Here is a 20,396-nt window from a genome sequence, read left to right on the forward strand (position 1 = left end):
GCCAGGCCATGCGCCGCGCGGGCCGTTGATGACGATCAATGCCTGCGTACGGTAGATGCCTGATTGTCTGGGGCTGGAACGCCCTCGCGTAACCGGCAAAGCTACCTGAATGCGGGTGGGCAGTCCAGCCAGGCGGGGCTGGCACTTTGCCACAACACAAGGCATGCTAGCCGCCCTCCGGGCGTCCGGCTTATAGTGCACGTCGCGCGCCAGTCCAGCCAAACCGCAGGATCACAGTTTGTCCAACGTAACAAAGCCAACTCCCCTGCGCGCCGCTCATATAGCGCCGGGAGCGCCCCTGCACGGAACCCTCAAGGGCGCATTGGCGACGCTGGTCCTGCTGCTGCTCGCCTTATTGTTCTGGCAACTGCTGGACCAACTGCAGCAAAACCAGAAGAACCAGCAGCAATACACCATCGACTACAGCGCCGACCTGGCCGAGCAGATCAGCCTGAACATGGCCCTCAGCGCGCAGATCGCCCTGAACCTGCTACCGATCGTCGAGCCGCCGCGGGATACCGAACAGCAGCAAATCCTGATGCGCACCCTGCAACGCTCCCTGCCGGAGCTGCGCAGCGTGGCCCTGCTCGCCCCCAGCGGCGCGATGATCAGCGACAGTGCCAACGACAGCCAGGACAGCGCCTGGCTCGAAGAGCTGGTCAAGCGCAGCCACGCCCAGTCCTATTACCTGAGCAACAACAACGACGGCACGGTCATCTACCTGCTGCTGCACCAGCCCAGCGGCGGCACCAAGATGTACTGGGCCCTGCGCCTGGCGCCCAATTACCTGGCCAACCTGACCCGCCAGGACGGCCAGGGCCAGCGACCGATGTGGGTCATCGAAAACCGCCTCAACCACCGCGTGGTCAGCCGTGACAGCGGCATGCCGGCCCAGTGGGCCTCGGCGTTGACCCCGGACGAACTGAACAAAAGTGTGCTGGTCACGCCCCTGAGCAAGAGCGACTGGCAACTGCGCGGCCTGTTCGACCGCGCCGCCGTGCTGGAGCAACTGCTGCCGGCGTTTATCGGCAAATGCCTGCTGGGCCTGGCCTTCTCGCTGATCCCGGTGATCGTGCTGCTGAACATGCGCCGCCGCCAGCGCCAGGTGCACGAGGGCCGCCGCCGCTACCAGGACATTTTCGAAGGCACCGGCGTGGCCCTGTGCGTGCTCGACCTGTCGGGTTTACGCGCGTTCTTCGACAAGGCCCAATTGCAAACCCGCGAGCAACTGCAACAGTTGCTGCAAGACAACCCGGAGCAACGCCAGCAACTGCTCAAGGAGCTGCGCATCACCGAGGTCAACCAGGTCGCGGTGCGCCTGCTGAATGTGGCCTCTTGCGAACAAGCCTGGGAACGCCTGATCGACGCCTGCCCGTCGAGCCCGACCGCCATCGGCAACCAGGTGATCGACGCGGTACTGACCCAGCAAAAGCAGCTCGAACTGGAAATCCAGCTCAGCGATGTCGAAGGCAACGACCAATACCTGTGGCTGGTGATGCGCCTGCCGGAACAACAGGACGACTTCAAGGCCGTGATCCTGAGCATCAGTGACATCACCAGCCGCAAGCTGATCGAGCTGTCGCTGGTGGAGCGCGAAGGGTTCTGGTCGGACGTGGTGCGCACCGTGCCCGATCACCTGTATGTGCAGGACGTGATCAGCCAGCGCATGATCTTCAGCAACCACCACCTCGGCCACACCCTCGGCTACAACAAGCCCGAGTTGCAGCAGATGGGCGAGTACTTCTGGGAAATCCTGCTGCACCCCGAAGACGCCGAGCGCTACCACGACCTGCGCCTGCAACAGCGTCAGGCCGGCTACCTCAGCCAGTTGCAGTGCCAATTGCGCTTTCGCCACCGCAACAACCAATGGCGGCGCTTCGATATCCGCGAACAGGCCCTGGCCCGGGACAAATCCGACCAGGTCACGCGCATCATCGGCGTGGCCAAGGACATCACCGACCAGATCGAGGCCAGCGAGTCCCTGCGCGACAGCGAGCAGCGCTACCGCATGCTGGCCGAAAGCATCAGCGACGTGATCTTTTCCACCGACAGCAAGCTGGCCCTCAACTACGTCAGCCCGTCGGTGAATGCGGTGCTGGGCTATGACGTGGACTGGATCTTCGAAAACGGCTGGCAGTCGACCATCGCCAACCCGCAGCAACTGACCGGCATCTATTCGCTTGTGGAGCAAGTCAGCCGCGCCCTGGACCAACCCGAATCCCTCGCCGCGTTGCGCAACGATGTACAGACCCAGTTGTTCCTGTTCGATTGCCTGCGGGCTGACGGGCGCAAGGTCCCGATCGAACTGCGCCTGGTGCTGGTGTGGGACGAACACGGCGCGTTCGAAGGCATTCTCGGCGTGGGTCGTGATATCAGCCAGCAACGCCGTGCGGAAAAAGACCTGCGCATGGCGGCCACGGTATTCGAACACTCCACCTCGGCGATCCTGATCACCGACCCGGCCGGTTATATCGTGCAGGCCAACGAGGCGTTCAGCCGGGTCAGCGGTTATGCAGTGGCGGACGTGCTCGACCAGTTGCCGAACATGCTCACTGTCGACGAACAGCAGGAAGCCCACCTGCGCTACGTGCTCAAGCAATTGCACCAGCACAGCACCTGGGAAGGCGAAGTGTGGCTCAAGCGCCGCAACGGCGAGCATTACCCGGCGTGGGTCGGGATTACCGCCGTGTTCGATGACGAAGGCGACCTGGCCAGCTACGTGTGTTTCTTCAGCGACATCAGCGAGCGCAAGGCCAGCGAACAGCGGATCCACCGCCTGGCCTACTACGACGCCCTGACCCACCTGCCCAACCGCACGTTGTTCCAGGACCGCCTGCACACCGCGTTGCAGTCGGCGGAACGGCAGAAGTCGTGGGTGGTGCTGATGTTCCTCGACCTTGACCGTTTCAAGCCGATCAACGACTCCCTGGGCCACGCCGCCGGCGACCGCATGCTCAAGGAAATGGCCACCCGCCTGCTGGGCTGCGTGGCCGAAGACGACACCGTGGCGCGCATGGGCGGCGACGAGTTCACCTTGCTCCTGCAACCCCGGGTCAACCGCGAGATGGCGCTGAACCGCGCGATTCACGTGGCCGAGCAGATTCTGGCGAGCCTGGTGAAGCCGTTTGTGCTGGAGGGTCGCGAGTTCTTCGTCACCGCCAGTATCGGCATCGCGTTGAGCCCGCAGGACGGCAACGAGCTCAGCCAATTGATGAAGAACGCCGACACGGCGATGTACCACGCCAAGGAGCGCGGCAAGAACAACTTCCAGTTCTACCAGGCCGACATGAACGCCAGCGCCCTGGAACGCCTGGAGCTGGAAAGCGACCTGCGTCACGCCCTGGAACAGAACGAATTCGTGCTGTATTACCAACCGCAGTTCAGCGGCGACGGCAAACGCCTGACCGGTGCCGAAGCCCTGCTGCGCTGGCGTCATCCGCGCCGCGGGCTGGTGCCGCCGGGAGACTTCATCCCGGTGCTGGAGGAGTTGGGGCTGGTGGTGGACGTGGGCGACTGGGTGATCAGCGAAGCCTGTCGCCAACTCAAGACCTGGCACCAGAACAAGGTGCGGGTGCCCAAGGTCTCGGTGAACATTTCGGCCCGGCAGTTCTCCGACGGGCAACTGGGCGAGCGCATCGCCACCATCCTCAAGGACACCGGCCTGCCGCCGGCGTGCCTGGAGCTGGAGCTGACCGAAAGCATCCTGATGCGCGAGGTCAACGAAGCGATGCAGATCCTCGCCAGCCTGAAAAACCTCGGCCTGAGCATTGCGGTAGACGACTTCGGCACCGGTTATTCATCGCTGAACTACCTCAAGCAATTCCCCATCGACGTGCTGAAGATCGACCGCACCTTTGTCGACGGCCTGCCGTCGGGCGAGCAGGACGCGCAGATTGCCCGGGCGATTATCGCCATGGCCCACAGCCTGAACCTGGCGGTGATTGCCGAGGGCGTGGAAACCCATGAGCAGCTGGACTTCCTGCGGGAGCACGGTTGCGATGAGGTGCAGGGCTACCTGTTCGGGCGCCCGATGCCGGCGAACCGGTTTGAGGCGCAGTTCAGCAATGATGCCCTCTTCATGTTCGATTAACCCCCCGTAGCAGCTGTCGAGCGCCAGCGAGGCTGCGTAAGCCGCACCGCCGAGCCATCGCCCGGCACTGGACCGAGTCGCTGCCGACGCAGCCTCGCTGGCGCTCGACAGCTGCTACGGGGCTACGGGGCTACGTGAGCCCCGCTTGTCCGCGACATGATGTCCTTTCATATGCCATCTAAAACCCATTGGGTTAGAATGCGCTTCTTTTCTGCCCCCGATCCTTGAGGACCGCCATGTTCAGCCGTGATTTGACTATTGCCAAGTACGACGCCGATCTCTTTGCCGCCATGGAGCAAGAAGCCGTGCGCCAGGAAGAGCACATTGAGCTGATCGCTTCGGAAAACTACACCAGCCCTGCGGTTATGGAGGCTCAAGGTTCGGTTCTGACCAACAAGTACGCCGAAGGCTACCCGGGCAAGCGTTACTACGGTGGTTGCGAGTACGTCGACATCGTTGAGCAACTGGCCATCGACCGCGCCAAGGAACTGTTCGGCGCCGATTACGCCAACGTCCAGCCACACGCCGGCTCCCAGGCCAACAGCGCCGTTTACCTGGCCCTGCTGCAAGCGGGCGACACCATCCTGGGCATGAGCCTGGCCCACGGCGGTCACCTGACCCACGGCGCCAGCGTTTCCTCCTCCGGCAAGCTGTACAACGCCGTTCAGTACGGCATCGACGGCAACGGCCTGATCGACTACGACGAAGTCGAGCGCCTGGCGGTTGAGCACAAGCCAAAAATGATCGTGGCCGGTTTCTCTGCCTACTCGCAGATCCTGGATTTCCCACGCTTCCGCGAAATCGCTGACAAGGTGGGCGCCTACCTGTTCGTCGACATGGCTCACGTGGCCGGTCTGGTCGCCGCTGGCGTCTACCCGAACCCGGTTCCATTCGCTGACGTAGTGACCACCACGACCCACAAGACCCTGCGCGGTCCACGTGGCGGCCTGATCCTGGCGCGTGCCAACGCCGAGATCGAGAAGAAGCTGAACTCCGCTGTGTTCCCAGGTGGCCAGGGTGGCCCGCTGGAGCACGTGATCGCTGCCAAGGCGATCTGCTTCAAGGAAGCGCTGCAGCCAGAGTTCAAGACCTACCAGCAGCAAGTGGTGAAAAACGCCAAGGCCATGGCCGGTGTGTTCATCGAGCGCGGTTTTGACGTGGTGTCCGGCGGTACCGAGAACCACCTGTTCCTGTTGTCCCTGATCAAGCAGGACATCTCCGGTAAAGACGCTGACGCCGCTCTGGGCAAAGCCTTCATCACCGTGAACAAGAACTCCGTACCGAACGACCCACGTTCGCCGTTCGTCACCTCCGGCCTGCGCTTCGGCACTCCGGCTGTGACCACTCGTGGCTTCAAGGAAGCAGAGTGCAAGGAACTGGCTGGCTGGATCTGCGACATCCTGGCGGACCTGAACAACGACGCAGTGATTGATGCTGTTCGTGAGAAGGTCAAGGCCATCTGCAAGAAGCTGCCGGTATACGGCGCTTGATTGCAGTAGCTTGAATAAAAAGCCCGGCTCAAGAGCCGGGCTTTTTTATGACGGTTTTCAAATTGAAATACGGTTAAGTGTGGGAGCTGGCTTGCCTGCGATAGCGGTGTGCCAGTTAATACACCGGTGACTGACACACTGCTATCGCAGGCAAGCCAGCTCCCACATTGACCGCATTTCAAGTCAGGGTTGATAGACCCGTGCAAAGCCTTCGCGAATCTTCTCTTCCGGCAACTCATCGGCAATAAACACAATCACACTTTCCCGCAGCTCGCCTTCGGCCCATTCGGTGTCCCAATCGAACCCGTAGAGCTTCAGCACGCCCTGGAACACCATGCGCCGGTCTTCCCCGGCAATGTTCAGCACGCCTTTGTAGCGCAGCAGTTGCTTGCCGTGGTCTTCCAGCAATTCGTTCATGAACTCGCTGAGTTTGTCGATATCCAGCGGCTGGTCAGTGCGCAGCACCAGGCTGGATATGCGGTCGATGGACGGCGCCTGGCTCACCGGGCGCAGGCTCATGCCGGCATTCAGGTTGAAGCCGCGCACGTCCAGCAGTTCGCCGAGGTCGATCTTGCCGTGTTCCACCACACGAATCGGTGCGCGGCGGTTGATGCGGGTCAGGCGCTCGCTGAGGGCGTCGAACGTGGCGTCGTCCACCAGGTCGCGCTTGCTCACCAGCAGGCGGTCGGCGAAACCGATCTGCGCCTGGGCGATGGTCTGGGTCAGGTGGTGCTCGGCATGGGCCGCGTCCACCAGGGTAATGATGCCGTCGAGGATGTAGCGCTCGCGCAGTTCTTCATCGATGAAAAAGGTTTGCGCCACTGGCGCTGGGTCGGCCAGGCCGGTGCACTCGATCACCAGGCGGTCGAAGGCGATCTCGCCGCTGTCCAGGCGCTCCAGCAGCAGGTACAGGGCCTTGGTCAGGTCGGTGTGGATGGTGCAGCAGACGCAGCCATTGGACAGGGTCATGACTTGCACCGGCTCGGTGCCCAACAGTTGGGTGTCGATGCCGGCGTCGCTGAATTCGTTTTCGATCACGGCGATTTTCAAGCCGTGCTCGGCCTTGAGCAGGTGGCGCAACAAGGTGGTCTTGCCAGCGCCGAGAAAGCCGCTGAGGACGGTGACGGGGATGGGGGTTAACAAAACAACGATCTCCCATTCGCTAAAAGAAATGTAGGAGCCCGGCTTGCCGGCGATGGCGGTCTGAAGATCGCTATCGCCGGCAAGCCGGGCTCCTACAGTAGTGGTGTTGGGTTCAAGTGCGGTGCTTCAACAGCACTTGGGCCCACCCTTGCCGCCGTAACGGGCTTCCTGGCGTTCCCTGAAGAACGCCTTGTAGTCCATCATCGGCTTGTCCGGGTGTTTGGTTTGCATATGCTCGACGTAGGTGTCGTAGTCGGGCATGCCGACCATCAGGCGCGCGGCCTGACCGAGGTATTTACCGAGGCGACTGATGTCATTGAACATGATTGCAATCCTCTATCAAGCGTCCGGGATGGCCTGGTATGGCGCTTCTTTATCCGTACGTTCCTTTTTGCCCCAGGCGGCAATGCCGACCTTGAGCGCATAGAACAGGATGCTGAAGACCACGAACAGGAACAGCGCCGTCAGCGTTGCGTTGGTGTAGGCGTTCCAGATCACGTGTTGCATCTGGTCGATGCTCTTGGCCGGTGCGAGGATCTGGCCGGCGGCCAGGGCATCGCTGTATTTCTTGGCCAGCGACAGGAAGCCGATCGCCGGGTTGGCGTCGAACAGCTTGATGAAGCCTGCGGTCACGGTGCAGATCAGCAGCCAGACAGCCGGCAGCATGGTCACCCAGATGTAGCGCTGGCGTTTCATTTTGATCAGCACAACAGTGGCGAGCATCAGCGCGATACCGGCCAGCATCTGGTTGGAGATACCGAACAGCGGCCACAAGGTGTTGATGCCGCCCAGTGGGTCGATCACGCCTTGGTACAGCAGGTAACCCCACATCGCCACGCAACCTGCGGTAGCAATCAGGTTGGCCGTCCAGGACTCGGTACGCTTGAGCGCCGGTACGAAGGAGCCGAGCAGGTCCTGGAGCATGAAGCGACCGGCACGGGTACCGGCGTCGACTGCGGTCAGGATGAACAGCGCTTCGAACAGGATCGCAAAGTGGTACCAGAACGCCATGGTGTTTTCACCCGGCAGCACACTGTGCAGGATCTGCGCGATACCGACCGCCAGGGTCGGCGCACCGCCGGCACGGGCCAGGATGGTGGACTCGCCAATGTCATGGGCCACTGCCTGCAACGCTTCCGGGGTAATCGCAAAACCCCAGCTGCTGACGGTTTGCGCAACGGTAACCACATCAGCGCCGACAATCGCGGCCGGGCTGTTCATGGCGAAGTACACGCCTGGCTCGATCACCGAAGCGGCAACCATTGCCATGATGGCCACGAATGACTCCATCAGCATGCCGCCGTAGCCGATGTAACGGGCGTGCCCTTCACTGGCCAGCAACTTGGGCGTGGTGCCCGAGGAGATCAGTGCGTGGAAACCCGAGACCGCGCCGCAGGCGATGGTGATGAACAGGAACGGGAACAGGCCGCCCTTCCACACCGGGCCGGTGCCATCGATAAACTGGGTCAGCGCCGGCATTTTCAGGTCGGGCATGGTCACCAGGATGCCAATCGCCAGGGCGATGATGGTGCCGATTTTCAGGAAGGTAGACAGGTAGTCACGTGGCGCGAGGATCAGCCACACCGGCAGCACCGCAGCCACAAAGCCGTAACCCACCAGCATCCAGGTGATCTGGATCCCGGTGAAGCTGAAGGCCTTGGCCCACACCGGGTCAGCGGCAATCTGCCCGCCCAGCCAGATCGAGCCCAGCAGCAACAGCACGCCGGCAATCGAGATTTCGCCGATGCGGCCCGGGCGGATGTAGCGCATGTAGATGCCCATGAACATCGCGATCGGGATGGTCGCCATCACCGTGAAGATGCCCCACGGGCTTTCGGCCAGGGCCTTGACCACGATCAGCGCCAGCACCGCGAGGATGATGATCATGATCAGGAAGCAGCCAAACAGCGCGATGGTGCCGGGCACGCGGCCCATTTCTTCGCGGACCATGTCCCCCAGGGAACGGCCGTTGCGACGGGTGGACAGGAACAGGACCATGAAGTCCTGCACCGCGCCCGCCAGCACCACGCCGGCGATCAGCCACAAGGTGCCGGGCAGATAACCCATCTGCGCCGCCAATACCGGGCCGACCAACGGCCCTGCGCCGGCGATTGCCGCGAAGTGGTGGCCGAAAAGGATGTGTTTGTTGGTCGGCACATAGTCCAGACCGTCGTTGTTGAGCACAGCGGGGGTAGCCCGCAGTGGATCGAGCTGCATCACATGGTTAGCGATGAACAGACTGTAGTAACGGTAAGCAACCAGATAAATGGCCACTGCTGCGACCACAATCCACAAGGCGTTGATCGCCTCGCCGCGGCGCAAGGCCACTACGCCCAGGGCGCACGCTCCTACGATTGCCAGCAGCAGCCAGGGTAGATGGCGTAGCAGGCTATTATTATTTTTCATTTTTATATTCCAGCCAGGGTGGACAGAAAGACAGCCATCCCGAGTTTAGCGCTACTGGCCTTAAAGGCCACCCCCCTACGTTGGTCTAGAGCCTTGCGGGGGCGAAAAAAGCAGAAATAATCGCCCCATGATGGCGCAGGGCTACAATTCTCTTATCCACAGAGGGTTTTACCATGAGCGAACAGCCTTCAGACCGACGCCGTTTCCGACGGATTGCCTTCGATGCCAAGACCGAGCTTACGCAAGACGGCCATGTCTGGCCGGTGCAACTGGTGGATTTGTCCCTCAAGGGACTGCTGGTGCAACGGCCCGAAGGCTGGCAGGGCCATCGCTACGAATCGTTCGACGTGGACATTCACCTGGACGCCGAGACCGATGTGAAGATGCAAGTGCGGCTGACCCATGACGATCATGGGCAACTGGGCTTTGTGTGCGAGCACATCGACCTCGACTCGATCAGCCACCTGCGGCGGATAATCGAGCTGAACCTCGGCGATCAGGCAGAACTTGAGCGGGAATTCGCCGCCTTGCTGGAGATATAAGCCTCAACCTGAATCAGTGTGGGAGCTGGCTTGCCTGCGATAGCGGTGTATCAACTAATGGATATGCAACCTGACCCACCGCTATCGCAGGCAAGCCAGCTCCTACAGGGGACCGGGGTGTAGCCGACTATTCGAAGAGGGCATCCAGCGCCTGCTCCAGGCGCGTCACCCCAATCACCTGCAAGCCCGGCGGCATTTCCTTCGGTGCATTGCCCTTGGGCACGATGGCGCGCTTGAAGCCGTGCTTGGCCGCTTCCTTCAGGCGCTCCTGGCCGCTGGGCACCGGGCGCACTTCACCCGACAGCCCCACTTCACCGAACACCAGCAGGTCATGGGGCAACGGCCGGTTGCGCAGGCTGGACATCACCGCCGCCATCAAGGCCAGGTCGGACGCGGTCTCCAGCACCTTGACCCCGCCCACCACGTTGAGGAACACGTCCTGATCGTGGGTGGGAATCCCGCCGTGGCGGTGCAGTACCGCCAGCAACATCGCCAGGCGGTTCTGATCCAGGCCCAAGGTGACACGACGCGGGTTGGCCAGGTGACTGTCATCCACCAGCGCCTGGACTTCCACCAGCATCGGACGGGTACCCTCCCACGTTGCCATCACCACACTGCCCGGAACTTCTTCCTGGGCGCGGGTGAGAAAAATCGCTGACGGGTTGGAGACTTCTTTCAAACCCCGGTCGGTCATGGCGAACACGCCCAGTTCATTGACCGCGCCAAAACGGTTCTTCACCGCCCGCAGCAAACGCAAGCGGCCGTCGGACTCACCTTCGAAATACAGCACGGTGTCGACCATATGCTCCAACACCCGTGGCCCGGCCAGCGCGCCTTCTTTAGTCACATGGCCCACCAGGAAAATCGCCGTACCACTCTGTTTCGCATAACGCACCAGTAACGCGGCACTTTCCCGCACCTGGGACACGCCACCCGGCGCCGATTGCAATTGTTCGGTGAAAATCGTCTGGATCGAGTCGATCACCATCACCTTGGGCTTTTCCAGGCGCGCGGTGGCGATGATGCTTTCGATGCAGGTTTCGGTCATCACCCGCAACTGGTCCTGGGGCAAGCCCAGGCGACGGGCGCGCATGGCCACCTGCTGCTGGGACTCTTCACCGGTGACGTACAGCGCCGGCATGCGGCTGGCGATGCTGCACAGGGTTTGCAGCAGGATCGTGGATTTACCGATGCCCGGGTCACCGCCGATCAGCACCACCGAGCCGTCCACCAGGCCGCCGCCCAGCACTCGGTCGAGCTCACCGGAGGCCGTGGAGAAACGCGGAATTTCTTCGACGCTGACTTCGGCCAGGGTCTTGATCTGGGTTTGTTGCCCGGTCCAGCCGGAGCGCCCGCTGGGGGCCACGGCGCCGCCACTTTCAATCATGGTTTCGGTCAGGGTGTTCCACGCACCGCATTCAGTGCACTGGCCGGCCCACTTGGGAAAGGTCGCGCCGCACTCCGTGCAGCCATACATGCGCTTGGCCTTTGCCATTTGAGAACCTCCAACCGAAAAACCGCGATGATAGCTCAGCGCGGCGCCGGGGTACGGATTTCACCACTGGCCAAACGTGAAGCACTGTTACCGATCGGGTCTTCGGCATTCAGATCGGCGCCCTTGGCTTTCAGCTCATCCAGCAGTTCCACGCGTTTGAACAGCCCGGCGTACATGGCTGCCGTTTGTCCGGCGCCGTTGCGCTGGTCAGGGTTGCAGTCGGTGGCGAGCAGGCGTTGGGCGATTTTCAGCTCTCCCTTGAAGATCGCGCCCATCAACGCGGTGTTGCCGCGCTTGTCTTGCACGCAGGCGTCGGCGCCGGCGGCGAGCAATCGGTCCACGTAGGCACCTTCGCCGTGGTAGGCGGCGAGAATCAGCGCGGTGTAGCCTTTTTCGTCCTGGGTGTTCAGCGAATAACCGGATTCGATAAAGGTGTTGAGCATGTCCACGTCGCCACGGCGGGCGGCGTCGAAGTAGTAATCCTGCAGTTGTGCCTTAAGCGCGGCCGGATCAGCTTGTTCGGCCAATACGCTGAACGACAAACACGCAAGGACAGCGCCTATAAAGATTCGCATGGCAAATTCTCAGTGATGTGCCCCTGTAGGAGCCGGCTTGCCGGCGATGGCGTACTTGTGGGCGCTATCGCCGGCAAGCCGGCTCCTGCAGGGAGCGTGGGCGGTTAGTCGGTCAGCTTTTCGGCCAGTGCTTTAACGCGGGCCAGGTCGCCCTTGGCCACTTTGGTCACGCCGGTGCCGTACTCCGGATCAGCCTTATAAAGGAACGACAGGATGATGTGCTTGCTCTCGTCATCGGTGGTGGCCAATGAGCCGCCGAAGTTCTCGATCAAGTCCTCACGCTCTTTCTTGTTGAACGAGCGATACAAATCACCGGCCTGCTTGAAGTTCTGTTCACGCTGGATCTTCGCCTGCTGGGTGCTGCCCGACAGCACCGACTGGCTGTAACGGGCAGTTTGCGGCTCTTCCCGTGGCATCAGGCGGCTTGGCTGGTAGTTCACGCCGGTGGTGGTTTTACCGAAGTTCATCGCGCCGTCCTGGTTACCGTTGTTGACGGTCACCCGTGGGGCGTTGATCGGCAGTTGCAGGGCATTTGGCCCCAGGCGGTACATTTGCGTATCGGCGTAGGAGAACACCCGGCCTTGCAGCAGGCGGTCTTCCGACGGCTCGATGCCCGGCACCAGGTTGGCCGGGGCCATGGCCACTTGTTCGGTTTCCTGGAAGACGTTGGCCGGGTTGCGGTTCAGCACCATTTGCCCAACTTTGCGTTCCGGCACATTTGGCCAGATCTTGGTGGCGTCCAGCGGGTCGAAATCAAACTTGACCAAGTCCTCAGGTTTCAACACTTGCACATACAAGTCCCACTTCGGGAAGTCGCCCTTGTTAATGTGCGTGACCAAATCATTAGTCATGTGGCTGTAATCACGCCCCTGAACTTCAACCACTTGTTTGGGATCGAGATTCTTGATGCCTTGCAAACTTTTCCAGTGAAACTTGACGTAGTGCACTTCGCCTTTGGCGTTAATCAACTTATAGGCATGTACGCCGTTGCCGTCCATCTCGCGATAACTGGCGGGAGTGCCGGAGTCGGAATATAGCTCCGTCAGCGTGCGGGTGGACTCCGGAACATGGGAGAAGAAGTCAAAACGACGGGAGTCGTCATCCAGGTTAGTGCGCGGGTCCGGTTTAAAGGCGTGAACCATGTCCGGGAACTTGATGGCGTCGCGAATAAAGAACGTCGGAAAGTTATTGCCAACCAGGTCCCAGTTGCCTTCGGCGGTGTAGAACTTGGTGGCGAAGCCGCGCGGGTCGCGCAGGGTTTCCGGGGAATGGTTGCCGTGAACGACCGCAGAGAAGCGCACAAATACCGGCGTGGCTTCGCCGGCGGCAAACACCTTGGCCTTGGTCAGGTCGCTGAGGTTGTCGGTGACGGTAAACGTACCGTGGGCACCGGTGCCACGGGCATGCACCACGCGCTCCGGAATACGCTCGCGGTCAAAGCGCTGCAACTTCTGGATCAGTTGCACATCCTGCAACAGCACCGGGCCATTGGCACCAGCGGTTTGCGAGTTCTGATTGTCACCCACCGCCGCGCCATTATCGCGGGTGAGGTTGGCGGCGTGTACGGACAGCGAAAGAAGACTGGCGCCCATTACGAACAGCACCTGTCGCGCAGAAATAGGCCCGCGGCTAATAGGGTTTTTCATCGAGGTATCCTCTGGTTTTTTTAGTGCACATTGAGTTGTGCTTGCCAGAGGCTAGTGACCCGCGAGTCAGAAGATAAATAGAAAAGCCGTACCACCCCGATAAAGAAAATAGTGTGGTAACCCCCTGAAATAGCGGGTATTCCGCGCGCGATTGGTGGCACTTTGCAAACTATTTGCAATTTAGTGTGTCGATAAAAACTGACACTGTTAGCAGTTGTGTCGAGCAGGCCTCGCCACACTGTCTTACACTGGCTTCTACCCTCCTCATCTGTAACAAGGAATAACCTATGGGCGTGTTAAGTGAGTTCAAGGCCTTCGCGGTCAAAGGTAATGTGGTCGACATGGCCGTCGGTATTATCATCGGCGCCGCCTTCGGAAAGATTGTTTCCTCGTTTGTAGGCGACGTGGTGATGCCCCCTATCGGCCTGTTGATCGGTGGCGTGGACTTTGGAGACCTGGCTGTAACACTCAAGGCCGCTCAGGGCGATGCGCCAGCGGTGGTGCTGGCGTACGGCAAGTTCATCCAGAGCGTGATCGACTTTGTGATCGTCGCGTTTGCGATCTTCATGGGCGTGAAGGCCATCAACCGCCTCAAGCGTGAAGAGGCCGTAGCGCCTAGCCTGCCGCCGGTCCCGACCAAGGAAGAAGAGCTGCTGGGAGAGATCCGCGATCTGCTCAAGGCACAGAACAGCAAGCCCGAGTAAGCTCGGCAAATAAAGCAAAGGCGCCTGCAGGGCGCCTTTGTTTTACCAGTAGTTTTCTACCGCCACCTGGCCGGGGCGGCGGGCCAGGCTCAGTTGCATGTCGCGCTGTTTGAGCAACTGGCGTGTGTCATCGATCATCTGCGGGTTGCCGCAAATCATCACCCTGGAATGCTCGGGCGTCAGCTCGACGCCGGCAGCGCGCTCCAGCTCGCCATTCTCGATCAGCGTGGTGATCCGCCCATTCAATGCCCCCGGATGTTGCTCACGGGTGACGATGGGAACGTAGGTGAGCTTGTGGGCGTACTCCGCCAGGTACTCGCGCTCACCCAACTCGTGAATCAGTGACTGGTACGCCAATTCCCTGGCCTCCCGCGCGCTGTAGACCAGTATGATCCGCTCGAATTTTTCCCACACCTCGAAGTCCTGCAGGATCGACAGGAACGGCGCAATGCCGGTCCCGGTGCCCAACAGCCAGAGATCGCGACCGTCCACAAACCGGTCAAGGGTCAGGAAGCCTGTGGCCTGGCGCTCCACCAGCAAGGTATCGCCTTCGCGCAGGCGGCTCAGTTCACTGGTGAACTCGCCGCCTGGCACCACGATGGAGAAGAAGTCCAGGTACTCATCAAAAGGCGAGGAGACCACCGAATAGGCACGCCACACAATACTGCCGTCGGCCTTGGTGACGCCCAGGCGCACGAATTGCCCGGCGCGAAAACGAAAGCCCGGGTCCCGGGACGTACGCAGGGTAAACAGGCTGGGGGTCAGGGATTGCACGTCAAGCAACGTCTGGCGGGTGAATTTTTCAGCGCTGGCCGTCATGGGGAACTCCGTTTTGCACAGGCCCCTAGTGTCCCTCAAAGCGGCGCCGGGAAACACCGCCGGTTTGTACTGGCATTGCTTCTGCGAAGACCTTGGGCCGCAGTTGTGTCTGAAAACACATAAATAGCAAGCTTATAATTCTGACTAATCATTTAGCTATTAGAACGTTTCACATCAGCTATCAGATGAGGGGGCGCATATAAACAACATCAAAATAACACTATCACTAAGCTGTTAAAAATATTAGAAAAAACTCGCTGAATAAACACAACTTGTACAAGCAGTCAGGTTTGTAGAATTGCCCCCCTACTGAACGCCTGTCCAAATTTTCATTTTGAGCTGTGGTCCATGTCCTACAATTGGTTTCCTGCCGAACTTAGGGACCGAGCAGTACCCATTCAACGGTAAAGGTGTAAACCCATGGAGAGTTACCAATGGTCAACTGGCGCAATACTCGGCTACCCAAACTGGAAGGCGAGAGCGAAATCACCAGCATGTATGAAGCAGCCCTGAACCTTACCTACGAGCTCGACTTTCAATACTGCGCATTCACACTTAGTGCTCATCTTCCAACCAATCAGACGAAGACAGTTCGAATAAACAACTACTCAAATGAGTGGAACACCCTCTACAAACAAGAAAACTACTTTGACCTGGACCCCATCGTGGCCCATTGCAAGCGCTCAGTGCTGCCGATCGTATGGGACGAGAAGACCTTTTCCACCGTGCCGGACCTATGGGTTCATTCCCAGTCTTATGGCTTGAAGTTCGGATGGACCCAATCGGTGCATGACTTTCAAGGTGTGTTCAGCATGCTGAGCCTGGGACGTGACACCCGCCCCGTAAGCCCTGAAGAGCTGTATGAGAAAGCCGGGCAGGCGTTTTGGCTGTGTCACGCCCTGCACGCGGTGGTGGCGCAGAAGTATGCCGACAAGCCCAGCCTGCAAGCTCCCAGCAAGCTGACCCCGCGCGAGACCGAAATCCTGCAATGGTCGGCCATGGGCAAAACCGCCTCGGACATCGCCACAATCCTTTGCCTTTCGGAACGCACCGTGGGGTTTCACATCAGCAGCGCCATGAAGAAGCTTGGGGTCAACAACAAGATTGCCGCCGTGATCACCGCCGTGAAAGCCGGCCTGTTTTGAAACACCGAATGTAATCCCCTCGAAAAAAACGTAACATTTGCAGCCAGTTCCGGGTGATGACGCCAGCTCAATGGGCCCCGCGTCGCCGTTCACCCAGATGGTTCGCTTACCCAGAGTCTCCCGCGCCATGCCCCTGCTCGACAGCCCCTTCGCCCAACTCGACCTGATCCGCCAGCCCGAACAGCACAACGACCCGCTGCAAGCCTTTGATGCGGCCGATGAGTACTTGCTCAGCTACCTGGCGGAACAACAACCGGCGCCTGCGACCCGCGTGCTGGTGCTCAACGACAGTTTCGGCGCCCTGGCGGCCAGCCTCGAAGGGCATGTGCAGGTCACCTCCAGCGGCGACTCGTTCCTGGGGGCCCTGGGCCTTGAAAAAAACCTGGCGCGCAACGGCAAGGCCTTCGACGCGGTAACCTTCCTGCCCGCCAGCCAGACGCCGACCGGGCCGTTCGACCGCGTGCTGATCCGCGTGCCCAAGACCCTGGCCCTGCTCGAAGAACAACTGATTCGCCTGCAAGGCCAACTGGCCCCTGGTGCCGAGGTGATCGCCGGGGCGATGGTCAAGCACCTGCCGCGCGCCGCCGGTGAATTGCTGGAGCGCTATATCGGGCCGATGCACGCTTCGCTGGCGGTCAAAAAAGCCCGTCTGCTGATCGCCACCCTGGCCGAACGGCCACACGCCGTGTCGCCCTACCCTACGCGCTACAGCCTGGAAACCCCAGCCATCGAACTGCTCAACCACGCCAACGTGTTCTGCCGCGAAGGGCTGGACATCGGTACCCGTGCGTTCCTGCCGCACTTGCCACAGAACCTGGGCGGCGCCCGCGTGGCGGACCTGGGCTGTGGCAACGGTGTATTGGCGATTGCCAGCGCGCTGCAGAACCCCGAGGCGCACTACACGCTGGTGGATGAGTCCTACATGGCCGTGCAATCGGCTACCGAGAACTGGCGCGCGGCGCTGGGCGAGCGCGAGGTGCTGATTCACGCCGGCGACGGCCTTGCCGATCAAGCGCCGCAATCCCTGGATGTGGTGCTGTGCAACCCGCCCTTCCACCAGCAACAAGTGGTGGGCGACTTCCTCGCCTGGCGCATGTTCCAGCAGGCGCGGGAAGCCCTGGTGGTGGGCGGCGCGCTCTATATAGTCGGCAACCGTCACCTGGGTTATCACACCAAGCTGGCGCGCCTGTTCCGCGGCGTCGAGCAAGTGGCGACCACGCCCAAGTTCGTGATTCTCAAGGCGCGCAAATAAAAAAGCCCTCCATAAGGAGGGCAATAGGTACTACGGGATGTCAGTGGGTGGTCAGGCCTGCGGCATTCATGAACATGCGCATCAGGCTGGCCACCACGAACAGGGCCAGGACGCTCCCGGTCCAGATCATCGCCAGCCAGCCCAGGCGCTGCCAGAGCGGCTTTTTCTCGGCCTGTTCGATGTCGTGCAACGAAGGTTTGCCGGACATGAGTCAATCCTCCTAGTGATAACCGTCTTCGTGGGTGACCTTGCCGCGGAACACGTAGTAGCTCCAGAAGGTGTAGCCCAGGATGAACGGGATGATGAACAGCGTGCCCACCAGCATGAAGCCCTGGCTTTGCGGCGGCGCGGCGGCGTCCCAGATCGATACCGACGGCGGGATGATGTTCGGCCACAGGCTGATCCCCAGGCCGCTGTAGCCGAGGAAGATAAGCACCAGGGTCAGCAGGAACGGCGTGTAGTGCGCGTTGCGGGCCACGGCGCGAATCAGTCCGTACATGGTCACCAGCACCAGGATCGGCACCGGCAGGAACCAGAACAGATTCGGCAGGGTGAACCAGCGCGAAGCGATTTCCGGGTGGGCCAGCGGCGTCCAGAGGCTGACGATACCGATCACCGCCAGCACCACGAATGCCAGGGGCCGTGCCAGGTTGTGCATCTTCTCCTGCAAACTGCCTTCGGTCTTCATGATCAGCCAGGTGCAACCCAGCAGCGCATACGCCACGATCAGGGCCACGCCGCAGAACATGGTGAACGGCGTCAGCCAGTCCAGTGAGCCGCCGGCAAACTGGCGGTCGACCACCGGGATGCCATCAATGAACGCCCCCAGCGCCACGCCCTGGAAGAACGTCGCAGCCAGCGAACCACCGATGAAGGCCTTGTCCCACAGGTGACGCTTGTCGTCCTTGGCCTTGAAGCGGAACTCAAAGGCCACACCGCGAAAGATCAGCCCGATCAGCATCAGCATCAGCGGCAGGTACAGCGCCGAAAGCACCACCGAGTAAGCCAGCGGGAACGCGCCAAACAGCGCCGCGCCCCCCAGTACCAGCCAGGTTTCGTTGCCGTCCCACACGGGGGCGACGGTGTTCATCATCACGTCACGGTCGGTCTTGCCCGGGATGAACGGGAAGAGAATGCCGATCCCCAGGTCAAAGCCGTCCATGACCACGTACATCATGATGCCGAAGATGATGATCACGGCCCAGATCAGCGGAAGATCAATACCCATGGCTCAGTTCCCCTTGTTCAAGGTGTCGCCGTGATCGGCGTCGCCGCTGTCATCGGCCGCCGACAACGGACGGGCCGGTGTGCGTTTCTGCCCGGGGCCACCGTGGGTGGGCTCGGTGCTTTCGTGGGTCACAGGCCCTTTGCGCACCAGGCGCATCATGTAGCCCAGGCCCGCACCGAACAGCGCGAAATACACCACCACAAACAACACCAACGTAATGCTCATCTGCGCAAAGCTGTGGTTGGACGAGGCGTCCGCCGTGCGCATCAGCCCGTAGACCACCCACGGCTGACGACCGATTTCGGTGGTGAACCAACCGGCGAGAATCGCGATCAGGCCGGAAGGGCCCATCCACAACGCCAGGTACAGGAACGGCTTGGACGTGTACATCTTGTCGCCCTTGCGCAGCCAGAGGCTGAACAGGCCGGTGAAGATCATCAGGAAGCCCAGGCCCACCATGACCCGGAACGACCAGAACACGATGGTCGAGTTGGGACGGTCCTCAGGCGGAAACTCCTTGAGGGCCGGCACCTGTTTGTCCAGGGAGTGGGTCAGGATCAGGCTGCCCAGGTACGGGATTTCCACGGCAAATCGGGTTTTCTCGGCCTTCATGTCCGGCCAGCCGAACAGGATCAGCGGCGTGGGTTCGTTGCCGATATTTTCCCAGTGGCCTTCAATCGCGGCGATCTTCGCCGGCTGATGCTTCAGGGTATTGAGGCCGTGGAAGTCGCCGATAACGGCCTGGATCGGCGCGACAATCAGCGCCATCCACATCGCCATCGAGAGCATGGTGCGGATCGCCGGGTTGTCCTTGCCGCGCAGCAAGTGCCAGGCTGCCGATGAGCCGACGAAGAACGCGGTCGCGACAAATGCTGCCGTGGCCATGTGCATCAGGCGGTAGGGGAACGACGGGTTGAAGATCACGGCCAGCCAGTCGGTAGGAATCACCCGGCCATCAATGATTTCAAAGCCCTGTGGCGTCTGCATCCAGCTGTTGGAGGCGAGAATCCAGAAGGTCGAGATCAGCGTCCCGACGGCCACCATCACCGTGGCAAAGAAGTGCAATTTGCGCCCGACCTTGTTCCAGCCGAACAGCATGACCCCCAGGAAACCGGCCTCGAGGAAGAAGGCTGTGAGCACCTCGTACGTCAGCAGCGGCCCGGTGACGGCGCCGGCGAAGTCCGAGAAGCGGCTCCAGTTGGTGCCGAACTGATAGGCCATGACCAGACCGGAGACCACGCCCATGCCGAAGTTGACGGCAAAGATCTTCGACCAGAAATGGTAGAGGTCACGGTAGGTGTCGTTGTGGGTCTTGAGCCACAGGCCTTCCAGTACCGCGAGGTAACTGGCCAGGCCGATGGTGATGGCCGGGAACAGGATATGGAATGAAATGGTGAACGCGAATTGAATTCGGGCGAGATCTAGCGCCTCCAAACCGAACATAAGTCTTCCTCTGTCAGGTAATACCGAATGCTGGCTGGAGGCCTGCACCCACTGCCCCCACGGATATGGAGTGTGGCGAATTTAAATTCGTTTCTTTTTTTAACCAGCCACGCAGGGATTCTGGCCTTGCGGCCGCCAGAGCAATCCCGGGGGAGGGTTTTGATCTGGATCAAGCATTGCTGAAAGAGTAGTCCCATTTTCGCGTGAGCAAGGCGTGGTCTTTTGCCGCGTGACAGGTTGCCTCAGTGGTGAGTGGGATTGTCTGTGGTGGGGGTGGGCGGGCCCCTGGGTGTATATCCGTTATTTGGGTAACGGCCGCCTATGGTTCCGCTCTTACAGCGGCTCACTTTTGAAAAGCGCAAAAGTAAGCAAAACGCTCTTGCCCCACCACTCGGCACCTCGCCTAGGCTCGGTGTGC

General features: G+C 60.7%; 16 protein-coding genes. 6 read left to right on the forward strand and 10 right to left on the reverse strand.

Annotated elements, in window-relative coordinates; translation table 11 throughout:
* Positions 1 to 238 precede the first annotated feature (238 nt).
* Together M2400_RS10345 and glyA are read left to right on the forward strand one after the other, a co-directional pair.
* Complete coding sequence (locus tag M2400_RS10345; RefSeq protein WP_177120521.1) at positions 239 to 4,090, forward strand: bifunctional diguanylate cyclase/phosphodiesterase; 3,852 nt, start codon at positions 239 to 241, stop codon at positions 4,088 to 4,090.
* Between the two features lie 236 nt (positions 4,091 to 4,326).
* On the forward strand, positions 4,327 to 5,580 hold the full coding sequence (gene glyA / locus M2400_RS10350) for a serine hydroxymethyltransferase (RefSeq protein WP_177043366.1): 1,254 nt from the start codon (positions 4,327 to 4,329) through the stop codon (positions 5,578 to 5,580).
* Between the two features lie 183 nt (positions 5,581 to 5,763).
* Here glyA and yjiA read toward each other — a convergent pair whose 3' ends face one another.
* The 3 genes from yjiA to M2400_RS10365 all read right to left on the reverse strand — a co-directional run bounded on the left by yjiA (position 5,764) and on the right by M2400_RS10365 (position 9,129).
* The gene (gene yjiA / locus M2400_RS10355) at positions 5,764 to 6,723 is read right to left on the reverse strand and encodes a GTPase (RefSeq protein WP_259195909.1); all 960 of its coding nucleotides are present in this window, start codon (positions 6,721 to 6,723) and stop codon (positions 5,764 to 5,766) included.
* 126 nt (positions 6,724 to 6,849) lie between these two features.
* Positions 6,850 to 7,047, reverse strand: a complete 198-nt coding sequence (locus M2400_RS10360) for a YbdD/YjiX family protein (protein WP_003176208.1) — start codon at positions 7,045 to 7,047, stop codon at positions 6,850 to 6,852.
* Between the two features lie 15 nt (positions 7,048 to 7,062).
* The gene (locus tag M2400_RS10365) at positions 7,063 to 9,129 is read right to left on the reverse strand and encodes a carbon starvation CstA family protein (protein WP_259195910.1); all 2,067 of its coding nucleotides are present in this window, start codon (positions 9,127 to 9,129) and stop codon (positions 7,063 to 7,065) included.
* Positions 9,130 to 9,302: 173 nt separating this feature from the next.
* On the opposite strand from M2400_RS10365, the gene M2400_RS10370 reads away from it, so the two are divergent.
* Positions 9,303 to 9,671: a PilZ domain-containing protein gene (locus M2400_RS10370; protein WP_177043363.1), complete on the forward strand. Its 369-nt coding sequence runs from the start codon at positions 9,303 to 9,305 to the stop codon at positions 9,669 to 9,671.
* A gap of 127 nt (positions 9,672 to 9,798) precedes the next feature.
* On the opposite strand, the gene radA is transcribed toward M2400_RS10370, so the two are convergent.
* From radA to katB, 3 genes are all read right to left on the reverse strand, one after another.
* Positions 9,799 to 11,166: a DNA repair protein RadA gene (radA, locus tag M2400_RS10375; RefSeq protein ID WP_003215821.1), complete on the reverse strand. Its 1,368-nt coding sequence runs from the start codon at positions 11,164 to 11,166 to the stop codon at positions 9,799 to 9,801.
* A gap of 35 nt (positions 11,167 to 11,201) precedes the next feature.
* Positions 11,202 to 11,741, reverse strand: a complete 540-nt coding sequence (locus M2400_RS10380) for an ankyrin repeat domain-containing protein (RefSeq protein WP_177043362.1) — start codon at positions 11,739 to 11,741, stop codon at positions 11,202 to 11,204.
* Positions 11,742 to 11,845: 104 nt separating this feature from the next.
* Complete coding sequence (gene katB / locus M2400_RS10385) at positions 11,846 to 13,387, reverse strand: catalase KatB (protein ID WP_177113495.1); 1,542 nt, start codon at positions 13,385 to 13,387, stop codon at positions 11,846 to 11,848.
* A gap of 287 nt (positions 13,388 to 13,674) precedes the next feature.
* Between katB and mscL the strand changes: the two genes are divergently transcribed.
* Positions 13,675 to 14,091, forward strand: a complete 417-nt coding sequence (gene mscL, locus M2400_RS10390; RefSeq protein WP_177043360.1) for a large-conductance mechanosensitive channel protein MscL — start codon at positions 13,675 to 13,677, stop codon at positions 14,089 to 14,091.
* A 42-nt stretch (positions 14,092 to 14,133) separates the two neighbouring features.
* Here mscL and M2400_RS10395 read toward each other — a convergent pair whose 3' ends face one another.
* Positions 14,134 to 14,910 carry a ferredoxin--NADP reductase gene (locus M2400_RS10395; RefSeq protein WP_259195911.1) on the reverse strand — a complete coding sequence of 259 codons (777 nt, stop codon included), beginning with the start codon at positions 14,908 to 14,910 and terminating at the stop codon, positions 14,134 to 14,136.
* Positions 14,911 to 15,344: 434 nt separating this feature from the next.
* On the opposite strand from M2400_RS10395, the gene M2400_RS10400 reads away from it, so the two are divergent.
* Together M2400_RS10400 and M2400_RS10405 are read left to right on the forward strand one after the other, a co-directional pair.
* Positions 15,345 to 16,055: an autoinducer binding domain-containing protein gene (locus M2400_RS10400; protein ID WP_259195912.1), complete on the forward strand. Its 711-nt coding sequence runs from the start codon at positions 15,345 to 15,347 to the stop codon at positions 16,053 to 16,055.
* Between the two features lie 127 nt (positions 16,056 to 16,182).
* A complete protein-coding gene (locus M2400_RS10405; protein WP_259195914.1) occupies positions 16,183 to 17,307 on the forward strand; it encodes a methyltransferase in 1,125 nt (374 codons plus the stop codon).
* 40 nt (positions 17,308 to 17,347) lie between these two features.
* Here the strand turns inward: M2400_RS10405 and M2400_RS10410 are convergent, their stop codons facing one another.
* Genes M2400_RS10410 through M2400_RS10420 form a run of 3 tightly spaced genes read right to left on the reverse strand, consistent with a single transcriptional unit; the run spans position 17,348 to position 19,978 of the window.
* Positions 17,348 to 17,515 carry a DUF2474 domain-containing protein gene (locus tag M2400_RS10410; RefSeq protein ID WP_003215809.1) on the reverse strand — a complete coding sequence of 56 codons (168 nt, stop codon included), beginning with the start codon at positions 17,513 to 17,515 and terminating at the stop codon, positions 17,348 to 17,350.
* 12 nt (positions 17,516 to 17,527) lie between these two features.
* Entirely contained in the window at positions 17,528 to 18,535 is a 1,008-nt protein-coding gene (cydB, locus tag M2400_RS10415; protein ID WP_008432810.1) for a cytochrome d ubiquinol oxidase subunit II, read from the reverse strand.
* A 3-nt stretch (positions 18,536 to 18,538) separates the two neighbouring features.
* Complete coding sequence (locus M2400_RS10420) at positions 18,539 to 19,978, reverse strand: cytochrome ubiquinol oxidase subunit I (protein ID WP_177043356.1); 1,440 nt, start codon at positions 19,976 to 19,978, stop codon at positions 18,539 to 18,541.
* Positions 19,979 to 20,396: the final 418 nt, after the last annotated feature.

Source organism: Pseudomonas sp. BIGb0558 (genome assembly GCF_024807515.1).
Classification (GTDB): domain Bacteria; phylum Pseudomonadota; class Gammaproteobacteria; order Pseudomonadales; family Pseudomonadaceae; genus Aquipseudomonas; species Aquipseudomonas yamanorum_A.

Bases quoted from the DNA above. Each gene is read 5' to 3' on its own strand.
- glyA (WP_177043366.1), top strand. From the start codon at position 4,327: ATGTTCAGCCGTGATTTGACTATTGCCAAGTACGACGCCGATCTCTTT.
- M2400_RS10360 (WP_003176208.1), bottom strand. From the start codon at position 7,047: ATGTTCAATGACATCAGTCGCCTCGGTAAATACCTCGGTCAGGCCGCG.
- M2400_RS10365 (WP_259195910.1), bottom strand. From the start codon at position 9,129: ATGAAAAATAATAATAGCCTGCTACGCCATCTACCCTGGCTGCTGCTG.
- M2400_RS10370 (WP_177043363.1), top strand. From the start codon at position 9,303: ATGAGCGAACAGCCTTCAGACCGACGCCGTTTCCGACGGATTGCCTTC.
- radA (WP_003215821.1), bottom strand. From the start codon at position 11,166: ATGGCAAAGGCCAAGCGCATGTATGGCTGCACGGAGTGCGGCGCGACC.
- M2400_RS10380 (WP_177043362.1), bottom strand. From the start codon at position 11,741: ATGCGAATCTTTATAGGCGCTGTCCTTGCGTGTTTGTCGTTCAGCGTA.
- katB (WP_177113495.1), bottom strand. From the start codon at position 13,387: ATGAAAAACCCTATTAGCCGCGGGCCTATTTCTGCGCGACAGGTGCTG.
- mscL (WP_177043360.1), top strand. From the start codon at position 13,675: ATGGGCGTGTTAAGTGAGTTCAAGGCCTTCGCGGTCAAAGGTAATGTG.
- M2400_RS10395 (WP_259195911.1), bottom strand. From the start codon at position 14,910: ATGACGGCCAGCGCTGAAAAATTCACCCGCCAGACGTTGCTTGACGTG.
- M2400_RS10400 (WP_259195912.1), top strand. From the start codon at position 15,345: ATGGTCAACTGGCGCAATACTCGGCTACCCAAACTGGAAGGCGAGAGC.
- M2400_RS10405 (WP_259195914.1), top strand. From the start codon at position 16,183: ATGCCCCTGCTCGACAGCCCCTTCGCCCAACTCGACCTGATCCGCCAG.
- M2400_RS10410 (WP_003215809.1), bottom strand. From the start codon at position 17,515: ATGTCCGGCAAACCTTCGTTGCACGACATCGAACAGGCCGAGAAAAAG.
- cydB (WP_008432810.1), bottom strand. From the start codon at position 18,535: ATGGGTATTGATCTTCCGCTGATCTGGGCCGTGATCATCATCTTCGGC.
- M2400_RS10420 (WP_177043356.1), bottom strand. From the start codon at position 19,978: ATGTTCGGTTTGGAGGCGCTAGATCTCGCCCGAATTCAATTCGCGTTC.